The following is a 20,231-nucleotide window of genomic DNA, read 5'->3' as shown; positions in this document are numbered from 1 at the left end:
GGCCCGCCATGCCTCCGCAGGGGGGGTGGGGCCCTTAGGCTTGCCTCGTGAGCGAGCCACTGGTCGAACGCATGCGGGAATTCGGCGAGACGATCTTTGCCGAGATGTCAGCACTCGCCGTACGGACCGGCGCGATCAATCTCGGCCAGGGCTTCCCTGACGAGGAGGGACCGCAGGCCGTGCTCGACACGGCGGTCGAGGCGATCCGGACGGGGGCCAACCAGTATCCGCCGGGGCCGGGGCTGCCCGGGTTGCGGGAGGCGGTGGCGGCGCAGCGGCTCGCCCGGTACGGGCTGGCGTACGACCCGGCGACCGAGGTGTTCGTGACCGTGGGGGCCACCGAGGGCATCGCGGCGTCGGTGCTGGCGCTGGCGGGGCCCGGTGACGAGGTCATCGTGTTCGAGCCGTACTACGACTCGTACGCGGCCGTGATCGCGCTCGCCGGGGCGGTGCGCAGGCCCGTCACGCTGCGTCCGGTGGAGGGACGTTTCACCTTCGACCCGGATGAGCTGCGCGCGGCGGTCGGGCCCCGCACCAAGGCGATCCTGGTGAACTCGCCGCACAACCCGGCGGGCACCGTGTTCACGCGCGCCGAACTGGAGAGCATCGCCGACGTCTGCCGGGAGCACGACCTCGTCGCGATCACCGACGAGGTGTACGAGTACCTGACGTTCGACGACGCCGAGCACATCCCCCTGGCCACGCTCGACGGCATGCGCGAGCGGACGGTGTCGGTGTCGTCGGTGGGCAAGTCGTTCTCCGTCACCGGCTGGAAGACCGGGTGGGTGACGGCGCCCGCGCCGTACGTCCGGGCCGTGCAGACGGTGAAGCAGTTCCTCACCTACGCGGTCAGCGCCCCCTACCAGCGGGCCACCGCGTACGGGCTGGCCCACGAGCTCGCCTGGGTCGAGGAACTGCGCAAGTCGTTGCAGGCGAAACGTGACCGGCTCATCACCGGGCTGGAGGCCGCCGGGTTCGCGACGTACCGGCCGCAGGGCACGTACTTCGTGCAGGCCGACATCCGGCCGCTCGGGTTCACCGACGGCATGGAGTTGGCGCGGGCGCTGCCGGAGAAGGCGGGCGTGGTCGCCATCCCGACGCAGGTGTTCTACGACCACGCGGAGGCGGGGGCGCACTTCGTCCGGTTCGCGTTCTGCAAGAAGGACGAGGTCATCGACGAGGCCGTGGAACGGCTCGCCCGCCTCCGCTGAGAGACCGCGGGCACGCACGGTAAGCGGCGGCGCCGGACGGTCGTCGGGGCGTCGACCCGGGTAGAGATCGGGTCGACGAACAGCTGCCGAGGAGTGTCGCCGTGCCTGATCCGATCGAAGTCCGCAAGATCCCCATCGAGAGCGTGACCGACGCGTCCGGGCTGGCCCGGCTGATCGACGACGGTGTCCTGAACGCCGACCGGGTTCTCGCCGTGGTCGGCAAGACCGAGGGCAACGGCGGCGTGAACGACTACACGCGGCTGCTCGCCGACCGCGCGTTCCGTGAGGTGCTGGTCGCCCGGGGGACGCGGACGGCGGACGAGGTGGGGCGCGTCCCGCTGGTGTGGTCGGGCGGCACCGACGGCGTCCTCAGCCCGCACGCCACCGTGTTCGCCGCCGTCGACCCGGCGACCGTGACGCCGACGGACGAGCCGCGCCTGTCCGTCGGCGTCGCGATGAGCGAGATCATCCTGCCGGAGGACATCGGCCGTCCGACGATGGTCGACACCGTCGCCGCCGGGGTCCGGGAGGCCATGAAGACCGCCGGGATCGACGACCCGGCCGACGTCCACTACGTCCAGACGAAGACACCGCTGCTGACGCTCGACACCATCAACGACGCCAGGACACGCGGCCACGACGTCGTCACCGACGACACCCTCGCGTCGATGGACATCTCCAACTCGACCACCGCGCTCGGTATCGCGGTCGCGCTGGGTGAGATCCAACCGCCGTCCGCCGACCGGATCCACCGGGACCTGTCGCTGTACTCGTCGGTGGCGTCGTGCTCGTCGGGTGTGGAACTCGACCGGGCGCAGATCGTCGTGGTCGGGAACGTGCGCGGCATCGGCGGCCGGTACCGCGCCGGGCACGGGGTGATGAAGGACGCGCTGGACGCCGACGGCATCTGGGACGCGATCAGATCCACCGGGTTGGACCTGCCGGAACGGCCGCGGGCGTCCGACCTCGGCGACCGGCTCGTCAACGTGTTCATCAAGTGCGAGGCCGACCCGAGCGGTCACGTGCGGGGCCGCCGCAACATCATGTTGGACGACTCCGACGTGCACTGGCACCGGCAGATCAAGGCGTGCGTCGGCGGTGTCGCCGCGTCCGTGACGGGCGACCCGGCCGTGTTCGTGTCGGTCGCCGCCGTGCATCAGGGGCCGTCCGGCGGCGGCACGGTCGCGGCCATCGCCGACCTCGGTTGACCGCCGCGGACGCGGAGAGTGCGGAGAGTGCGCGAATAGTCGCCCACCGCGGTCGCCGAAGGTTATAGCCTTCCAGCCGTGCCCGGACTGACCATTCCCGAACCACAGTTCCCCGACGACGACGGCACCGCCGACCCGCGGTTGTGCGAGGCGCTCGCCGGATACGCGGCGGGACGCGTCGCCGCGCACACGGTGTTGCGGCGGCTGCGGGGCGTGCGGCTGCTGGTGCCGATCGTCGCCGTCCTCACCGAGGAGGAAGAGACGCCGCCCGGCGGGCTGCGCCGGGAGAAGTCGAGCGACATGGCGTTGCCCACACTGATCGGCGACGACGGGCGGCGCGGCGTCCTCGGCTTCACCTGCGTCGAGACGATGAAGGCGTGGCGGGCCGACGCCCGTCCGGTGGCGGTCCGTGCCAGTGAGGCCTGCCGCGCCACCCTGGACGAGGGCGCCGACGCGCTGGTCGTCGACGTGGCGGGGCCGGTGCCGTTCGCCGTGGACGGGATGCGCCTGCACATGCTGGCCGAGGGCCGTCCGGTTCCGCCCCCGCACGAGGACCCCGACGTGCTCGCCGCAGTCGAGGCCGCGTTCGGCACCGACCAGGCGGTGAGCGGGGTCCGGGTCAGCGAGGGCGAGTCGACGGAGCTGGCCGTCCGGTTCTCCATCGTCCCCGGCCATGACGAGCGCCGTACCGTGCAGCGAGTGTCGGACCGGCTCGCCGAACTGCTGCGCGGCCACATCGTCGGCGGCGTCGAGTTGAGCGTGACGCGCCGCGCCTGAACCGCATGTCCTCTCCAGGGCGGGTTCCGCCGTCACGGGTGGTGGCGTGGACTCAATAGGATCGGGGGCATGCTGCGATGGTTGACCGCCGGTGAGTCCCACGGGCCTGCCCTGACCGCGATTCTGGAGGGGCTCCCGGCCGGTGTGCGCGTGACCTCGGACGACATCGCCGAGGAGCTGCGCCGCCGCAGGCTCGGCCACGGGCGGGGCGCCCGGATGAAGTTCGAACAGGACCGGGTGACGGTCATCGGCGGGGTCCGCCACGGCAGGACGCTCGGCGGGCCCGTCGCGATCGAGGTCGGCAACAGCGAGTGGCCCAAGTGGGAGACGGTCATGTCGGCCGACCCCGTGGACGCCGCCGTCCTGGAGGTCCAGGCGCGGAACGCGCCGCTGTCGCAGCCGCGGCCCGGCCACGCCGACCTGGTCGGCATGCAGAAGTACGGCATCGACGACGCGCGGCCCGTCCTGGAGCGGGCGAGCGCGCGGGAGACCGCGGCACGGGTCGCGCTCGGAACCGTCGCCAAGGCGTTCCTCAAGCAGACCCTCGGCGTGGACGTCCTGAGCCACGTGATCGCGCTCGGTGAGGTCGAGGCACCGGCGGGCGTCCTGCCCGAACCCGGTGACCTCGCGCGGGTGGACGAAAGCCCGGTCCGCTGCTTCGACGACGACGCGTCCGCGAAGATGGTCGCGCACATCGACGAGACGAAACGGGCAGGGGACACCCTCGGCGGTGTCGTGGAGGTCCTCGCCTACGGCCTGCCGCCCGGCCTCGGCAGCCACGTCCACTGGGACCGGCGGCTCGACGCGCGGCTCGCGGGGGCGCTGATGGGCGTCCAGGCGATCAAGGGCGTGGAACTCGGCGACGGGTTCACCACCGCGCGTCGTCCCGGCTCGCGGGCGCACGACGAGATCGACGCCACGCCCGACGGGGTCCGGCGGCGGACGAACCGCGCGGGCGGTGTCGAGGGCGGCATGACCACCGGAGAAGTACTGCGGGTCCGGGCCGCGATGAAACCGATCTCGACCGTCCCGCGCCGTCTCGACACCATCGACGTGCGGACCGGCGAGCCCGCCAAGGCCATCAACCAGCGCAGCGACGTGACCGCCGTGCCCGCCGCCGGGGTCGTCGCGGAGGCGATGGTGGCGCTCGTCCTCGCCGACGCGGCGCTGGAGAAGTTCGGCGGCGACTCCGCCGAGGAGACCGCCCGCAACGCGCGGGGATACCTGTCCTCACTGACCGTCAAGTGAACGGGACGACCATGCGACCGAAGGCCGTGCTCATCGGGCCGCCCGGATCCGGCAAGTCCACGATCGGCGCGGCGCTCGCCGAACGGCTCGGCGTGGCGCTGCGCGACACCGACTCCGACATCGAGACCGCGGCGGGCAAACCGATCGGCGAGATCTTCATCGACGACGGCGAGGAGCGGTTCCGCGAGATGGAACGCGCGGCCGTCGCGGCGGCGCTCACCGAACACGAGGGGATCGTCGCGCTCGGCGGCGGAGCCGTCCTGGCGGCGCAGACCCGGGAGCTGCTCGCCGGGCACACCGTCGTCTACCTGCGGGTCGGACTGTCGGAGGCGATCAAGCGGGTGGGGCTCGCGTCGGCGCGGCCGCTGCTCGTGCTGAACCCGCGCAGCCAGATGCGCAAGCTCCTGGAGGAGCGCCTGCCGATCTACGAGCGGCTCGGCACCGTCGCCGTCGACACCGACGGCCGGGAACCCGCCGACATCGTGGCGGAGATCACCAAGGCCCTGGAGGACGCGTGACGCGGATCCGTGTGGGCGGCGCCGCACCCTACGACGTCGTCGTCGGGACGGGCGTCCTCGGCGAGCTGCCCGGCATGGTCGGCGAACGCGCCCGGACCGTCGCCGTCGTGCACGCCGCGGGGCTCCCGGAGATCGCCCGGCCCGTGTGCGGCGCCCTGGAACAGGCCGGATACGTCGTGCACGCGCTGCCCGTCCCGGACGGCGAGGCCGCCAAGGAGGCCGGGGTCCTCGCCGGTCTGTGGTCGTCGTTCGCCCGGTTCGGCATGACCCGGACCGACGTCGTCGTCGGCGTCGGCGGCGGCGCCACCACCGACCTCGCGGGGTTCGCGGCGGCGTCGTGGCTGCGCGGGGTGCCGGCCGTGCTCGTCCCGACGACGCTGCTCGGCATGGTGGACGCGGCCGTCGGCGGCAAGACCGGCATCAACATCCCGGAGGGCAAGAACCTCGTCGGCGCGTTCCACCCGCCCGCCGGGGTGGTGTGCGACCTGGCCACGCTGGTGACGATGCCGCGCGAGGACTACATCAGCGGTCTCGCCGAGATCATCAAGGCGGGATTCATCGTCGACCCCGTGATCCTGGACCTGGTCGAGGACGACCCGAAGGGCGCCGCGTCCCCGGACGGCCCGCACACCCGCGAACTGGTCGAACGCGCCGTCCAGGTCAAGGCGGACGTGGTGTCCGCCGACCTGCGGGAGAGCGGCCTGCGAGAGATCCTCAACTACGGGCACACGCTCGCGCACGCCATCGAGAAGGCGGAGGACTACCGGTTCCGGCACGGCCACGCCGTCGCCATCGGCATGGTGTACGCGGCGGAACTGGCGCGCCTAGCCGGACGGCTGCCCGCCGAGGCGGTGCGACGACACCGGGACGTCCTCACCTCCGTCGGCCTGCCGGTCTCCTACGCCGCCGACTGGCCGGGGCTGCGCGCCACCATGAGCATCGACAAGAAGTCACGCGGATCGACGCTGCGGTTCGTCGTCCTGGACGGCATCGCCGAGCCAGGCCGCCTGGAGGGTCCGGACGAGGACCTGCTCGCCGCCGCCTACCGGGAGATCGGCCGATGACCCCCGTGTTCGTTCTGAACGGCCCGAACCTGCGGCGCCTCGGCGTCCGCGAACCCGAGAAGTACGGAACGACGACCTTCGACGAACTGGCCGCCCTGTGCCGGGACGCCGGACGCCGCCTCAACCTGAGCGTCGAGGTCCGCCAGACCGACGACGAGGCCGAGATGCTGCGGTGGCTCCACGAGGCCGCCGACGGACACGTCCCGGTGGTGCTGAACCCCGCCGCCTTCACGCACTACTCGTACGCGCTGCGGGACGCGGTCGCCCAGCGCACCGCCCCGCTCGTCGAGGTCCACATCACCAACCCGGCCGCCCGCGAGGAGTTCCGCCACACCTCCGTCGTCGCCGGAGTCGCCACCGGCACGATCGCCGGTTTCGGCATGATGTCGTACGTCCTAGCCCTCCAGGCCATCGCCGAACTCATCGCGGAGAACGCGCGTAATTAATTGCAGGCCCGGCCCACTGCGCTCGTCTTGCGGCTTGCTGCGTGACCGTTCCTGTGCGAACGCGCATCGCTTCGCGATCCGTCCGGCTCCGCTCGCCTCCGGCATCGCTGCGTCGGGCGGGTCAGGTGTTCGGGCGGGGCTATGGCCTCCTCGGAACAGGCTCTAGGACTCCTGGGCGGCCTCGCGGGCCAGGGCCTTCAGTTCGGCGACGACGTCGTCGAGGGGGGCGACGTCGCGGTGGGCGCGGCACAGGATCGTCGCGCCCTCGACGGCGGCGACGATGAGGCGGGCCAGCCGTCCGGCGCGGTCGTCGGGGACGCCCGCGTTGCCGAGGCCGGTGGCGAGGGTGTCCTGCCAGCGGTCGAACGCGGCGGCCGCCGCCGCCGCGAGCTGCGGCGCGTCGTCGTGGCTCTCGACGGTGACGGCGACGACCGGGCAGCCCGCGCGGAAACCGCTTTTGATCAGCACCTGGCGCCACCAGCCGACGAACGCGTCCACGGCGGATGCGGCGTCGCCGCCCTCGGTGGCGGCGAGGATGCCCGCGTTCAGGAAGTCGCCGGCGTAGCGGACGGCCTCCTCGGCGAGCTGCGCCTTGCCGTGCGGGAAGTGGTGGTAGATCGACCCGCGCGGCGCACCGCTGTGCGCGATGACCTCGCGGAACCCGGTGCCGCTGTAGCCGCGCTCCCGGAAGAGGGAGGCGGCGCTGCGGACCATGCGCTCCCGGCTGTCGCTCCCCATGAACCAAGTATGACATTCATCATAAGCCTGGCGCATCAACCATGACGACGGTCATAGAAGAGCGATCTGGTCCATGATGGACGTCATACCGAAGGCCATTCGGCTGGGAGGGAAAGGGGAACGTCGTGATCGACCTTCAACGTGACGGAGACGTGTACGTCCTGCGGTTCGACGCGGGTGAGAACCGCTTCGGCCCGGACTTCCTCGACGCCGTCGAGGACGCGCTGGACACCGTGGAGAAGAACGACGGGCCGGGCGCGCTCGTCACCGTGGGCACCGGCAGGTTCTACTCCAACGGGCTCGACCTCGACTGGCTCGGCGCAAACCCGGACCGCTTCGAGGACTACCTGCGCCGCGTCCACGGCCTGTACGCGCGCGTCCTGTCGCTGCCCATGCCGACGATCGCGGCGCTCAACGGGCACGCGTTCGCGGGCGGCGCCATGCTCGCGCTCGCCCACGACTTCGCGGTCATGCGCACCGACCGGGGCTTCTTCTGCCTGCCCGAGGTCGACCTCGGGCTTGGTTTCACCCCTGGAATGAACGCGCTGATCCGCTCCCGGCTGTCGACGGCCACCGCGCACGAGGCGATGATCACCGGCCGCCGGTACCCGGCGGGGGAGGCGCTGGCGGCCGGGATCGTCCAGCGCACCGCCGCCGCGGACGAGGTCCTGCCCGGTGCCGTCGCGTGGGCGGCGTCGCTGGCGGGCAAGGATGGCAAGGTCGTCGCGAGGATCCGCGCCGACCTGCACCGACCCGCGCTGGACGCCCTGAACGGCCCCGCGCTGGCGGCCTCCTGAACGCCTCCGACCGGCCCCCGCGTCGCCGCGGGACCGCCGAGGTAGGTTACCGTCGGCTGGAACGACATTCGGTCCATGGAGGGACGCCGATGCGCATCGGGATGGCGCTCAGCTACTCCGACGGCGGGTTCAAGCAGACCGTCGAGGAGCTCGCCGACTTCGAGAAGGCCGGCCTCGACGTCGTGTACGTCGCGGAGGCGTACAGCTTCGACGCCGTGAGCCAGCTCGGGTACATCGCCGCCAAGACCCGGCGGCTGGAGATCGCCTCCGGGATCCTCCAGCTCTACACGCGGACCCCGACGCTGATGGCGATGACCGCCGCCGGGCTGGACTTCGTGTCCGACGGCCGGTTCACGCTCGGCATCGGCGCGTCGGGACCCCAGGTCATCGAGGGTTTCCACGGCGTTCCCTACACCGCGCCGCTCGGCCGCACCCGCGAGATCATCGAGATCTGCCGGAAGGTGTGGCGGCGCGAGCTGCTCCGCCACGAGGGCAGGCACTACACGATGCCGCTGCCCGCCGACCGCGGCACCGGGCTCGGCAAGCCGCTCAAGCTCATCAACCATCCGGTCCGCGCCGACATCCCGATCATGGTCGCCGCGATCGGGCCGAAGAACGTCGAGCAGACCGCGGAGATCGCCAACGCCTGGGAGCCGATCTTCTACATGCCGGAGAAGGCCGCCGACGTCTGGGGCGCCTCCCTCGCCGCGGGGAAGGCCCGCCGCGACCCGGCCCTCGGCGAACTGGACGTCGTCGGCCAGGCCGCGCTCGCCATCGGCGACGACGCGCACGGCTTCCTGGAGTTCGGCCGCCCGATGGCCGCCCTCTACATCGGCGGCATGGGCGCCAAGGGCCGGAACTTCTACAACGACCTCGCCCGCCGGTACGGCTACGAGAAGGAGGCCGAGGAGATCCAGGACCTCTACCTCGACGGCAAGAAGGACGAGGCCGCCGCCAAGGTCCCGCACGAACTGCTGGAGAAGATCTCGCTCGTCGGCTCCGCGGGTCACGTCCGGGAAAGGCTCGCCGCGATGAAGGAGTCCGGGGTCACCACGCTCAACGTGACCCCGATCGCGGGCGACCACAAGGGCCGCCTCGCACTGATCGAACAGGTCAAGGAGATGGCCGCCGACCTGTGACGGACGGACGGGTGGCGGGAGGCGTGCCGCAGGCGCCCCGGCACGCCTCCCGCCCGGTACGGGCGCCCGCACCGTCGATCACGCTAGCCAGGCCCCGGGCCGAAGTCGAGGCTCGTTCACGTCGGATCGCACCGGGACCGATCCCCGCGCGCCCCGACCGTTGATCTAGAGTTCGACCATGGGGGAGACGCATACCGCGCGGCGCCGCGAGCTGGCCGCGCTCCTCGCCGCACGCGACGCCGACGCCATGCTGGTGACCCGGCTGGTGAACGTCCGCTACCTGACCGGCCTCGACAGCTCCCGAGCCGCGCTGCTCGTCCCGGCAGACGGACCCGCCGTCCTCGCGACCGACGCCCGGTACGCCGGGACGGCCGAACGGGTCTGCCCGGAACTGCCCCTCCTCATCGACCGTCACGTGACGGACGCACTACTGGCGAGGGCCGCCGGGGACGGCCGCACCCGGCTCGGCTTCGAGGCCCACGACATCACTGTCGAACAGCACACCCACCTCACCGAACAGGCGGAACGGGCCGGGGTCGAACTGACGCCGACGGGCCGCCCGGTCGAGGAACTCCGGCTCGTCAAGGACGAGGAGGAGATCGCCCTGCTGCGGGAGGCGTGCGCCATCACCTGCCGGGCGTTCGAGTCCGTCCTCGGCGAGATCCGCGCCGGGGTCACCGAACGGGCCGTCGCCATCGCGCTCGAACGGGCCATGGTCGACCACGGCGCCGAGGGGCCCGCGTTCGCGACGATCGTCGCGTCCGGCCCGAACGGCGCCGTCCCGCACCACCGTCCCGGCGGCCGCGAGCTGCAGAACGGCGACCTCGTCACCATGGACTTCGGCGCCCTGTACGGCGGCTACCACGCCGACATGACCCGGACCGTCGCGATCGGCGAGCCCGCCGCCTGGCAGCGCGACGTCTACGACCTCGTCCGCCGCGCGCAGCGGGCCGGGATCGACGCCGCCGTCCCGGGCGCGGAGAGCAAGGCCGTCGACGCCGCCGCCCGCGACGTCATCGCCGCCGCCGGACACGGCGACGCCTTCACCCACGGGCTCGGTCACGGCGTCGGCCTGGAGGTCCACGAGGACCCGTTCCTGGGGTACGACAAGACCGGTAAGCTGAGGGACCGGGTTCCGATCACGGCGGAGCCGGGGGTCTACCTCACGGGCCGGGGCGGGGTCCGCATCGAGGACACACTCGTGGTCCGCGCGGACGCCCCGGACATCCTCACCACGACCACCAAGGACCTGCTCGTCCTCTAGGACGCGCGGGCCCGCGACCGGGAGAACAGCCAAGTGGCGACGACGAACGACCTGAAGAACGGCATGACGCTGAACCTCGACGGCCAGCTGTGGACCGTCCTGGAGTTCCAGCACGTCAAGCCCGGCAAGGGCGGCGCGTTCGTCCGCACCAAGCTCAAGAACGTGCTGTCCGGCAAGGTGGTCGACAAGACCTTCAACGCGGGCACCAAGGTCGACGTGGCCAGCGTTGACAAGCGCGAGATGCAGTACCTCTACCGCGAGGGCGAGGACTTCGTCTTCATGGACACCGAGACCTACGACCAGCCGCACATCTCGGCGGCCGTCGTCGGCGACGCCGCGAACTACCTGCTCCCCGAGCAGAACGCCGTGATCGCCTTCAACAACGAGAACCCGCTGTACATCGAGCTTCCCGCGGCCGTCGTGCTCGAGGTCACCGAGACCGAGCCCGGCCTGCAGGGCGACCGCTCCACCGGGGGCAGCAAGCCCGCCACGGTGGAGACCGGCGCGCAGATCCAGGTGCCGCTGTTCATCACCACCGGCGAGAAGGTCAAGGTCGACACCCGCTCCGGCGAGTACCTCGGCCGGGGCTGATGGCCGCCAGGACGAAAGCCCGGAAACTCGCGCTGGACGTCCTGTTCGCGGCGGAGCTGCGAGAGGAACAGCCGACGGCGGTGCTCGCGGGCCGCGGCCGTCCCAACCGGGACGAGCTCGCCGAGTACCCGCACGCCGTCCGGCTGATCGAGGGCGTCCAGGAGAACCGGGAACGCATCGACGACCTGATCGCCACCTACGCGACCGGCTGGACGCTGGAGCGGATGCCCGCCGTCGACCGCAACATCCTGCGGATGGGCGCCTACGAACTGCTGTGGGTGGACGACGTCCCCGACGGCGTCGCGATCTCCGAAGCCGTCGCCCTCGCGACCGAACTGTCCACCGACGAGTCCCCGCGCTTCATCAACGGTCTACTGTCCCGCTTCCAACAACTGAAGCCCTCCCTCTCCCTGTAATCTGGCGTAGGCATGGATCCCAGCGACCCCAGCCACCCCGCGACGACCTCAGGGTTCGCGATCGCGCCCGAAGGCAGGTCCGAGCGAAGCGAGAACCTGATCGCGCAGCGAGCCGCAAGGCGAGCCGAAGCGATGCCAGCGATCGCACCGCGTTTCACGACGATGGAGGGCGCCCAGCGCCCGAAGGAGGAGTGAAAAGGCAATAGACACAATGACCTCAGCCCGCCTCCGTAACCCCGCGACAACCTGGACCACTGCGATCGCGTCCGAAGGCAGGTTCGAGCGAAGCGAGAACCTGATCGCGAAGTGAGCCGCCAGGCGAGCCGAAGCGATGCAGCGATCGCCCGCGTTTCACGACGATGGAGGGCGCCCAGCGCCCGAAGGAGGAGTGAAAAGGCAATAGACACAGTGACCTCAGCCCGCCTCCGCGACCCCGCGACAACCTGGGCCACTGCGATCGCGTCCGAAGGCAGGTTCAAGCGAAGCGAGAACCTGATCGCGAAGTGAGCCGCCAGGCGAGCCGAAGCGATGCCAGCGATCGCCCGCAGTTCACGACGATGGAGGGCCCTCCGGGCCCGAAGGAGGAGTGCACTGCAATGAACACAGCACAACGACCTCAGCCCGCCTCCGCAACCCCGCGACAACCTGGACCACTGCGATCGCGTCCGAAGGCAGATTCAAGCGAAGCGAGAACCTGATCGCGCAGCGAGCCGCAAGGCGAGCCGAAGCGATGCCAGCGATCGCCCGCGTTTCACGACGATGGAGGGCGCCCAGCGCCCGAAGGAGGAGTGAAATGCAATAAGTAGGGAGGGAAATGGCGGTCAGACATACCGCGGTGCTGTGGGACGCCCTTCAGGGGGTTCTCGATCGCATCGCGCCCGCGGCCGGGCACAGTGACGTCGTCGACGTCGGCGGTGGCACCGGCGGCTTCGCGGTGCCGCTCGCCGAGCTCGGGCACCGGGTCACCGTGGTCGACGCCAACCCCGACGCGCTCGCCGCGCTGGAACGGCGGGCCGCCGAGTCCGGGGTGAAGGTGCGGGCGGTGCAGGGTGACGCCGTCGACCTGCCCGACCTGCTCGGCCCGGACGCCGCCGATCTGGTGCTCTGCCACAGCGTCCTGGAGTTCGTGGACGATCCCCGCGCGGCGATGGCCGCGTTGACCGGAACGGTCCGGCCCGGCGGGTCGGTCAGCGTTCTGGTCGCCGGGCAGATCGCCGCCGCGCTGCACCGCGCGCTGTCGGGGCATTTCGACGATGCCCGCCGGGTGCTGACGGACCCGTCCGGGCGGTGGGGCGAGGGCGACCGGATGCCCCGCAGGTTCACGCGGGAGACGCTGTCGGCGCTGGCGCGCGACGCCGGGCTGCGGGTCTCGGAGTTGCAGGGTGTCCGGATCTTCACCGACCTGGTGCCGAGCGGGCTGCTGGACGGCGACGCCGACTCCGCCGACGCGTTGCTGGCGTTGGAGTCGGTCGCGGCGGTCCATCCCGTCCTGCGTGACCTCGCCACCCAGTTGCACCTGGTGGCCGACCTGGTCCCCACGTCGGAGGGCCCGGCGGGGACGGGCCGTGAGCCGTAAGCAGCAGTTGCACCGGCCGGGGCCGCAACCCGGTCCGCCCGCCGACGACACCGGCTGCCACATCCTGCATGTGGACATGGACGCGTTCTTCGTCAGCGTCGAACTGCTGGAGCGGCCGGAGCTGCGCGGCCGTCCGGTGATCGTGGGCGGGGACGGGCCGCGCGGTGTGGTGTCCGCGGCGTCCTACGAGGCCCGCCGGTTCGGGGTGCACTCGGCCATGCCGATGTCGCGGGCGCGGCGGCTGTGCCCGCAGGCCGTCGTCCTTCCGGTCGGCCACGGCAAGTACTCCCGTGTCTCCGCCGCCGTGTTCGAACTCTTCCGGTCGGTGACGCCGCTGGTGGAGGGCCTGTCCCTGGACGAGGCGTTCCTGGACGTGGCGGGCGCCGGACGGCGGCTCGGATGGCCCGCCGAGATCGCCCGGATGATCCGGGAGCAGGTCCGTGACCAGCAGGGCATCACCTGCTCGGTCGGGATCGCGAGCACCAAGTTCGTCGCGAAGCTGGCCTCGACCCACTGCAAGCCGGACGGGCTGCTCGTCGTGCCCGCGGACGGCGTCGTCGACTTCCTGCACCCGCTGCCCGTCGCGGCCCTCTGGGGTGTCGGCGAGCGGACCGAGGAGACGCTGACCCGGCTCGGGCTGCGGACCGTGGGGCAGCTCGCCGAGGTGCCGCCCGACACGCTGCGGCGCGAGCTCGGCGCCGCGGTGGGCACGCACCTGCACGAGCTGGCCTGGGGGCGCGATCCCCGCGAGGTCGTTCCGCACTCACCCGACAAGAGCATCGGCGCCGAGGAGACGTTCGACATCGACGTCGACGACCCGGAGGTCATCCGCCGGGAGCTGCTGCGGCTGGCGGAGAAGGTCGGCGTTCGGCTGCGCGCGAGCGGGAACGCGGGCCGGACGGTCAGCGTCAAACTCCGGATGGCGAGCTTCAAGACGATCACGCGGGCGCGGACGCTTCCGGAACCGACCGATCTCGCACGTGTGATCTATATCACAGCATGTGAGCTCTATGAGGGGGCCGGTCTGGAACGGGTACGACTCCGGTTGGTCGGGATCCGGGTGGAGAACCTGGGACCGGCCGGCGCGGCCCCCCGCCAGCTCGCCTTCGACGAGCCGGAACGCGGTTGGCGTGAGGCCGAGCGAGCCATGGACCAGGTCGCACACCGGTTCGGCGGTGGAGCGGTGCGCCCCGCCGCACTGGTCCGGCCGACCGACGGTGACTCATGTGACGGCAGGGACGGAACACAATGAAAGAAGGCTGTGAGGTGACCGGCGCCGGGTCCTCAGGGGACCGTTCGCTTTCGTGCGCGGCACAGTGCTCGTATTCTGGGCATATCACCGTTGACGTTCGCGTCCTGCATCGGATTCCCCGCCGCGGGGCTGTCGTTGGGAGGTGCCGTGCCGCTCTCTGAGCACGAGCAGCGCATGCTCGAACAGATCGAATCGGCCTTGTACGCCGAGGATCCGAAGTTCGCTCACGCGGTTCGCTCGACCAGCCCGCAGGTCCACTACAAGCGCAGGATCGTCAAGGCGGCGTTGGGTTTCGTCGTCGGCGTCGGCGCGTTGATGGCCGGTCTCGTGATCAACGAGGGCACGGTCACCATCGCGGTCAGCGTCACCGGCTTCCTGCTGATGGTGGTGTGCTGTGTCTGGGCGCTGACCAGTTGGAAGCGGATGACCGGCATCGGTAACGAGGCCGCGCGTGGCGGCGGAGGCCGTCAGGTCGGACGGGGCGGCCCGTCCAGGCCCGCCAAGACCGGCTTCATGGACCGCATGGAAGAGCGCTGGCGCCGCAGGACCGAAGGCGACTGACCCCTCCCCGAGTTCTGATCGTCCCGGCCGTACACGGGTTCGTCCCGTGGGCCGGGACGAACGCGTATCCAGGGTGAGCGTCCGTACGGGCCGTGCCGTCGCCTGACGCCGTGGGTTCCGCCGTGGGTTCACCCGCGGCGGAGGCGGGCGGGTAGATCCCGCAGCCGCGCCACCGCGTCGTCCAGGCGTGTCCGCGCGTCCAAAGCCCGGTTCCCCGCCGCCTGGAATGTGGCCCGGGTCTGCTCGATCGTGGACGGCGGCAGCAGGCGGGCACGCCACCGGGCCCGCACGCCCACGGACGAGGCGAACGCCTCCCGGACGGTCCGCACGTCGGCGCGCAGCCGCTCCGGCGGTTCGGGGGAGCGGGACAGGGAGTAGCGGGCCAGTTCCTCGGCGCGGGCGATGCGGTCGAGGGCCCGCGCGCCCTCCGCGTCCAGCGACTCCCCAAGGCGCCGGGCGGTGGCGCGCGGCGAGTCGCTGGCGCGCCATTCGAGGCCGTGGTCGAGCGCGTCGGCGCGCATCTCCCGCCATGCGGCGTGCGCCGCGCCCGCCGGGTCCGGTGGAAGTCGCTGGGCTGCGCCGCCGTTCGCCGTCCCGCGCGGTCCGGGCCGGCCGCCGGGTCGCGCTCCGGACGACGCCGCGGACGGTTTCGTCAGGCCCGCCCAGCGTCGCCGCCGGGTGACCGCCCGCAGCACCATCGGCGCGGCCACCAGCAGCAGGACCAGCGTCCCGCCCGCCAGCCAGGGCGCCGCCGAGAACCCGCCGTCCTCGTCGTCCCCCGCCGCGGAGCCGCTCTCCGCGTCCGGGTCGTTGCGGTGGGGCGCGGACGCCTCCGGCGACGCGGAACGGTCGTCGGTGGGTGACTCGGCGTCCGGCGCGGGCGCCTCCTCGTTCCCGTCGGCACCCCCACCGGTGGTCGCGGGAAGGCTGTAGTCGGGGGTGTCGGCGGTGCCCTGCCCGCCCACGCCCGACGGCGTCGGCTCGAAACGCACCCACCCGGTGCCGTCGAAGTACAGCTCCGGCCAGGCGTGCGCGTCCCGTGACCGGACCACCCACTCGCCGGGCCTGACCTGGCTGCCCGACGTGTACCCCATCGCCACCCGGGACGGGATGCCGAGCATCCGGGCCATCAACGCCATCGAGGCGGCGTACTGCTCGCAGTACCCGCGCTTGCTGCTCAGCAGGAAGTCGGCCAGGTCGCTGCCGTGCTTCGGCGCCGGCGCGGACAGGTCATAGGTGAACCCGCCGTCCAACGTGAACCAGCGCTGCAACCGCACGGCCTGCGACAGCGCCGTCGTCGACCCGGCCGTGACCTGCCGCGCGAGCGCCCTGACCTCCTGCGGGACGTTCTTCGGCACCTGCGTGTAGCGTGTCACGATCTCGTTCGGATAGGTCGTGGCGGCGGCGAGTTGGGCGGCCGTCGGCTCCGCGCGCCTGCTGGTGACGGTGTAGGAACGGCCGCCCGCCGAGTCGCGCAGGGAGTAGATCATCAACGACCGTTCGTCGACCCGCCAGTCACCGCTGATCGACACCTCGGACGGCGCGTACGGAGCCGGCAGGAACGTCATTTCCCTGACCTCGGGCCGCACCTGGATCCGGGTCGTCACCTCGCGGGCGGACGCGAGCGACAGCCCCGGTGGCGGCGGGATGTCGCGCTCGCTGAGACGGTCCTTGGGGTGGCTGTCCAGGTCGGTGTAGGTCCACCGGTCTCCCTCGAACTTGTCGAGGGCGTACAGCCGCAGGTAGTCGGGCGACACGGAGTCGTTCGTCCGGTAGGTGAGGACGATGGAGTCGTCCAGCCGGGTCAGCTCCCGCTTCAGGCTGACCAGCGGATCGGGCGTGGTGACGGTCTGCGTGCCGCCGTCGCCGGGCCCGCCGATGCCGAACAGGCCGCGCGGCTGCAGTCCCGGAACGGCCGCCGGGACCATCACCGCCACGGCGACCGCGCCGACCGCGATCCGGCGGCCGGACGCCGCCAGCGCCGCCACGTCGAGCCGGGTGGGCTCCGCCGGCGCGGGTTCGGATCCCGCCAGCGGCACGTCCCGCTGCCGATGCGCGGTGACCATCCGTCCCCACCCGCCGACCTGGTCACGGGCGTCCGCCATCAGCAGGGCGAGGAAGCCGAGCGCGCCGACCCCGAACGCCAGCCAGCTGATGCCGTCGTCGCGGACCGCGGCGGGCACGCTGTACATGGCGAGCAACGGCAGCCCCGCCGGCGCGGCGCGACGCAGCCGCACCGCCAGCAGGTCGACCAGGACGGCGACCAGCCCGACACCGGCGGCGGTCATCAGCTCGATCCCCGGCAGGACCGGGACGGGCGCCGCGTACCGGTTGGCCGCCTGCCAGCCGTTCCCGGCCAGCTCGTCGAGGTCCCGCAGCGACTCCGGCGACGGGATCAGCAGCCACGAGGACTCGCCCGCGTACACGAGGTTCAGGTACAGCAGCAGCCCGACCAGCCCGAACAGCAGGTTGACCACCGCGGGGACCCGCAGCCGCCGGGCCAGCAGGCCCGCGCCCGCGACCGCCAGCACCGCGCCGAGGCACGCCGTGAACCAGGCGCCCGTCTCGAACAGCGGGTACAGGCCGATGGAGCCGGCGAGCGTCGCCAGGCCCGCCATGATCGTCATCCGGGTCCTCATGAACCGCCCCTGACGAGGTCGTCGCCGGTCTGCCCGGCCTGCCGCCACACCCCGGCCAGCTCTGCCGTCGACCGGATGGTCACCACCCGCCAGCCGCCCGCCCGCAGCAGCCGCGCGGCCGAGGCCGCCGACCCCGCGCGCGGGCCCGCGCCCGCGCCGTTCCCGGCGCCGTCGCCCGTCGGCGCGCCCCGGCCGTGCCCGCGGGCCTCGACCAGCACCGCCACGCACGTCCCGGTACCGCGCCGCGCGGTCGCCAGCGAACGCGCCTCCGCCTCGGACAGGGTGCCGAGCACCGCCACGACCAGCCCGTCGCCCTCCCGGGCCGCGCCCGCCCGGCCGCGCAGCGCCGCCAGCCCCGCCGACAGCGACACCGCCGTGGACACGCGCGCCACCGCCAGCGCGTCGAGCAGCCGCCCCTCGAACGTCCCGTCGGCGGGTGCCGTGGGCAGCGCTTCGCCCCCGTCGGTGACGAACCGCAGGTTCATCCCCGACCGGGCCAGGTGCACCCCGATCGACGCGGTCGCCGACACGGCCTGCTCGAACGTGCCCGCGGGACCGTCGCCCCAGTGCACGCCGCGGCGGGTGTCGAGGAACAGCGTCCCGCTGCTCTGCTGGTGCTGCTCCTCGCGCCGCACCATCAGCTCACCGTGCCGGGCCGTGGACCGCCAGTGCACGCGGCGCAGGTCGTCGCCGTGCCGGTACTCGCGCGGCGTCACGTCGTCCTCGCCCGCCGCCGACACCGCCCGGGCGACGCTGTCGCCGCCGCCCGCCCACGCGCCGGCCGGCCGCCCGGCGGGCAGCGGGACGATCGCCGGTGTCACCGTGAGCGTGTCGGCCAGGCTGAACGAGCGGACCAGCTCCACCATCCCGAACGGGTCGGCCAGCCGGACGGTCAGCGGCCCCACGCGGAACCGGCCTCGCACGTCCGAACGGATCCGGTACCCGAGATGGCGCTTGCCGTGCGCCTCGATCCGGTCGAGGACGAACCGGGCCCGCCCGCCGAGCGCGTACGGGACCCGGTCCTCCACCAGCAGCAGCCCGCTGGGCAGCCGCGACACGTTCTCCAGCCGCAGGTCGACGCGGGCCTCACGGCCGACCGGCAGCCGCGGCGGGTCGAGCCGCCGCGCGCACGCCAGCCGGTACCGGGTCCGCGACACCGCGAGCGTGCACAGCAGCGGCAACGCCAGCACGAGGACCCCGGCGCGCAGCAGGTCGCGCTCGCCGAGGACGAACGCGCACACGATCGCGGTCATCCCGGCGGCCACGAACGACCGCCCGCGGGTGGTCAGGCCGGCCAGCGCACGTCTCAACGGTCACTTCCCCGGGGACGGCACCGGCAGGCGCTCCACCAGGTCGGCGACGACCTGCTCGGGTCGGCGCCGGTCCATCTGCGCCTCCGCGGTCGGCAGCAGCCGGTGGGCGAGCACGGGCACCGCGAGTTCCTGGAGGTCGTCGGGGACGACATAGTCGCGTTCGTCGAGCGCCGCGTACGCCCGCGCCGCCCGCACCAGGTGCAGGGTCGCCCGCGGTGAGGCGCCGAGCCGCAGCTCGGGATGGGTGCGGGTCGCCGAGACCAGGTCGATCGCGTACTGCCGCACCGCCGGCGAGACGTGCTGGCGGCGCACCACCTCGATGAGGTCGCGGACGTCGGCGGCGTGCGCGACCGGGGTGAGCAGGTCGAGCGGGGACGCCTGGCCGTGCGTCTCCAGCATCTCCAGCTCGGCGGCGGGGTCGGGGTAGCCCATCGAGATGCGGGCGGTGAACCGGTCGCGCTGCGCCTCCGGCAGCGGATAGGTGCCCTCCATCTCCACCGGGTTCTGCGTGGAGATCACCATGAACGGCGGTTCCAGGGTGTAGGTGGTGCCGTCCACCGTGACCTGGCGCTCCTCCATGCACTCCAGCAGCGCCGACTGCGTCTTCGGCGACGCCCTGTTGATCTCGTCGCCGACCACGATGTTGGCGAAGACCGGGCCCGGCTTGAACTCGAACTCGCGCAGCTCCTGGTTGTAGGCGCTGACCCCGGTGATGTCGCTGGGCAGCAGGTCGGGCGTGAACTGCACCCGCCGCACCGAGCAGTCGACCGAACGCGCGAGCGCCTTGGCGAGCATCGTCTTGCCGACCCCGGGGACGTCCTCGATCAGCAGGTGCCCCTCCGCCAGCAGCACGGTCAGGGCCAGCCGCACCACCGAGGGCTTGCCCTCGATCACCGACTCCACCGCGTCCCGGATCTTGTTCGCGACCTGGGCGAGGCCGTCGAGGCCCGGACCCGCACCGTCGCGTCCCGTGGCGCCGTGCGGGGCCGGGTGGGATGCCGGGGGGTCGGTCTCCATGAACGACTCGCCGTGCGTGCCTACTGCCACCAAACCCTCCTCGGTGCGGCGCTCTTTACGTCCGCCCAAACGACAGTACGTCGTCCCGCGGTCCGCCGCGATGTTCGTGGTGAACGCGTGCCCATTGTGCTTCACGGGACCGCGCTCCGAACCCCGGGCGGCGCACCATTTCCCTCCACCATTTCCCGCCGCCCCTTCGCACCGTCCGCCACCGTCCGTGGGCACGCGTCCCCCGGCGCGCTCCGCACGCCCGAACGCGCGGTCGGAACGACCCCGCCGGACATGATCGCGGCGGCGCGGCACGCGGAGCGGCCGCTCGGCGCCCCCACTCCGCCCCACCCCCTCTGAACTGGGGTTTCGCTCGCAGAATCCGTCGCTGGAACGTGTTTTTCTTGTTGACGGTGGGGAAGAGTGGAGTACAGTGGGGCGCCGTGGGGAGCATGCGGGCCCCATGCG

20 protein-coding genes are annotated in these 20,231 nt (G+C 72.3%); 16 read left to right on the top strand and 4 right to left on the bottom strand.

Annotation, left to right across the window (positions count from 1 at the left end):
- Positions 1–47 precede the first annotated feature (47 nt).
- The 7 genes from BZB76_RS14880 (at position 48) to aroQ (ending at position 6,472) form a co-directional block, all read left to right on the top strand.
- Positions 48–1,211, top strand: a complete 1,164-nt coding sequence (locus BZB76_RS14880) for a pyridoxal phosphate-dependent aminotransferase (RefSeq protein WP_121434960.1) — start codon at positions 48–50, stop codon at positions 1,209–1,211.
- A gap of 101 nt (positions 1,212–1,312) precedes the next feature.
- Positions 1,313–2,419 carry a barbiturase gene (gene bar / locus BZB76_RS14875; RefSeq protein ID WP_121434959.1) on the top strand — a complete coding sequence of 369 codons (1,107 nt, stop codon included), beginning with the start codon at positions 1,313–1,315 and terminating at the stop codon, positions 2,417–2,419.
- 78 nt (positions 2,420–2,497) lie between these two features.
- The gene (locus BZB76_RS14870) at positions 2,498–3,196 is read left to right on the top strand and encodes an SseB family protein (protein ID WP_121434958.1); all 699 of its coding nucleotides are present in this window, start codon (positions 2,498–2,500) and stop codon (positions 3,194–3,196) included.
- Positions 3,197–3,265: 69 nt separating this feature from the next.
- Positions 3,266–4,444 carry a chorismate synthase gene (gene aroC / locus BZB76_RS14865; protein ID WP_121434957.1) on the top strand — a complete coding sequence of 393 codons (1,179 nt, stop codon included), beginning with the start codon at positions 3,266–3,268 and terminating at the stop codon, positions 4,442–4,444.
- An 11-nt stretch (positions 4,445–4,455) separates the two neighbouring features.
- Positions 4,456–4,962 (top strand): shikimate kinase, encoded by a 507-nt coding sequence (locus BZB76_RS14860; protein ID WP_121435490.1) that lies wholly within the window; start codon positions 4,456–4,458, stop codon positions 4,960–4,962.
- Complete coding sequence (gene aroB / locus BZB76_RS14855; protein WP_121434956.1) at positions 4,959–6,026, top strand: 3-dehydroquinate synthase; 1,068 nt, start codon at positions 4,959–4,961, stop codon at positions 6,024–6,026. The genes BZB76_RS14860 and aroB overlap by 4 nt, the downstream gene beginning before the upstream one ends.
- Positions 6,023–6,472: a type II 3-dehydroquinate dehydratase gene (gene aroQ / locus BZB76_RS14850; RefSeq protein WP_121434955.1), complete on the top strand. Its 450-nt coding sequence runs from the start codon at positions 6,023–6,025 to the stop codon at positions 6,470–6,472. Before aroB ends, aroQ begins: the two co-directional genes overlap by 4 nt.
- Positions 6,473–6,634: 162 nt before the next feature.
- Here the strand turns inward: aroQ and BZB76_RS14845 are convergent, their stop codons facing one another.
- Positions 6,635–7,210 (bottom strand): TetR/AcrR family transcriptional regulator, encoded by a 576-nt coding sequence (locus BZB76_RS14845; RefSeq protein WP_121434954.1) that lies wholly within the window; start codon positions 7,208–7,210, stop codon positions 6,635–6,637.
- A 125-nt stretch (positions 7,211–7,335) separates the two neighbouring features.
- Between BZB76_RS14845 and BZB76_RS14840 the strand changes: the two genes are divergently transcribed.
- From BZB76_RS14840 to BZB76_RS14800, 8 genes are all read left to right on the top strand, one after another.
- Entirely contained in the window at positions 7,336–8,007 is a 672-nt protein-coding gene (locus tag BZB76_RS14840) for an enoyl-CoA hydratase-related protein (RefSeq protein ID WP_121434953.1), read from the top strand.
- Between the two features lie 89 nt (positions 8,008–8,096).
- Entirely contained in the window at positions 8,097–9,146 is a 1,050-nt protein-coding gene (locus tag BZB76_RS14835) for an LLM class F420-dependent oxidoreductase (protein ID WP_121434952.1), read from the top strand.
- A 178-nt stretch (positions 9,147–9,324) separates the two neighbouring features.
- The gene (locus BZB76_RS14830) at positions 9,325–10,410 is read left to right on the top strand and encodes a M24 family metallopeptidase (RefSeq protein ID WP_121434951.1); all 1,086 of its coding nucleotides are present in this window, start codon (positions 9,325–9,327) and stop codon (positions 10,408–10,410) included.
- 33 nt (positions 10,411–10,443) lie between these two features.
- Positions 10,444–11,001: an elongation factor P gene (gene efp / locus BZB76_RS14825; RefSeq protein ID WP_121434950.1), complete on the top strand. Its 558-nt coding sequence runs from the start codon at positions 10,444–10,446 to the stop codon at positions 10,999–11,001.
- Positions 11,001–11,417, top strand: coding sequence for a transcription antitermination factor NusB (gene nusB / locus BZB76_RS14820; RefSeq protein ID WP_121434949.1), 417 nt, complete (start codon positions 11,001–11,003; stop codon positions 11,415–11,417). The genes efp and nusB overlap by 1 nt, the downstream gene beginning before the upstream one ends.
- Positions 11,418–12,231: 814 nt before the next feature.
- Positions 12,232–12,993, top strand: coding sequence for a methyltransferase domain-containing protein (locus BZB76_RS14810; RefSeq protein WP_121434947.1), 762 nt, complete (start codon positions 12,232–12,234; stop codon positions 12,991–12,993).
- A complete protein-coding gene (locus BZB76_RS14805) occupies positions 12,983–14,245 on the top strand; it encodes a DNA polymerase IV (RefSeq protein WP_121434946.1) in 1,263 nt (420 codons plus the stop codon). Before BZB76_RS14810 ends, BZB76_RS14805 begins: the two co-directional genes overlap by 11 nt.
- 147 nt (positions 14,246–14,392) lie before the next feature.
- On the top strand, positions 14,393–14,806 hold the full coding sequence (locus BZB76_RS14800; RefSeq protein ID WP_121435489.1) for a DUF3040 domain-containing protein: 414 nt from the start codon (positions 14,393–14,395) through the stop codon (positions 14,804–14,806).
- A 128-nt stretch (positions 14,807–14,934) separates the two neighbouring features.
- Here the strand turns inward: BZB76_RS14800 and BZB76_RS14795 are convergent, their stop codons facing one another.
- The 3 genes from BZB76_RS14795 to BZB76_RS14785 are packed head-to-tail and all read right to left on the bottom strand — an operon-like array spanning position 14,935 to position 19,775.
- Entirely contained in the window at positions 14,935–17,445 is a 2,511-nt protein-coding gene (locus BZB76_RS14795) for a transglutaminaseTgpA domain-containing protein (RefSeq protein ID WP_246006956.1), read from the bottom strand.
- A complete protein-coding gene (locus tag BZB76_RS14790; protein WP_121434944.1) occupies positions 17,442–18,755 on the bottom strand; it encodes a DUF58 domain-containing protein in 1,314 nt (437 codons plus the stop codon). Before BZB76_RS14790 ends, BZB76_RS14795 begins: the two co-directional genes overlap by 4 nt.
- Positions 18,756–18,758: 3 nt before the next feature.
- Positions 18,759–19,775, bottom strand: coding sequence for an AAA family ATPase (locus BZB76_RS14785; RefSeq protein ID WP_121435488.1), 1,017 nt, complete (start codon positions 19,773–19,775; stop codon positions 18,759–18,761).
- A 117-nt stretch (positions 19,776–19,892) separates the two neighbouring features.
- Here BZB76_RS14785 and BZB76_RS34220 point away from each other — a divergent pair, with 117 nt between their 5' ends.
- Positions 19,893–20,123 (top strand): hypothetical protein, encoded by a 231-nt coding sequence (locus BZB76_RS34220; RefSeq protein ID WP_147449436.1) that lies wholly within the window; start codon positions 19,893–19,895, stop codon positions 20,121–20,123.
- Positions 20,124–20,231 lie beyond the last annotated feature (108 nt).

Source organism: Actinomadura pelletieri DSM 43383, from assembly GCF_003634705.1.
In the GTDB taxonomy this organism is placed as follows: Bacteria; Actinomycetota; Actinomycetes; order Streptosporangiales; family Streptosporangiaceae; genus Spirillospora; species Spirillospora pelletieri.
Note: the sequence above shows the minus strand (reverse complement) of the source record. Positions and strands in the feature narration are given on the sequence as shown.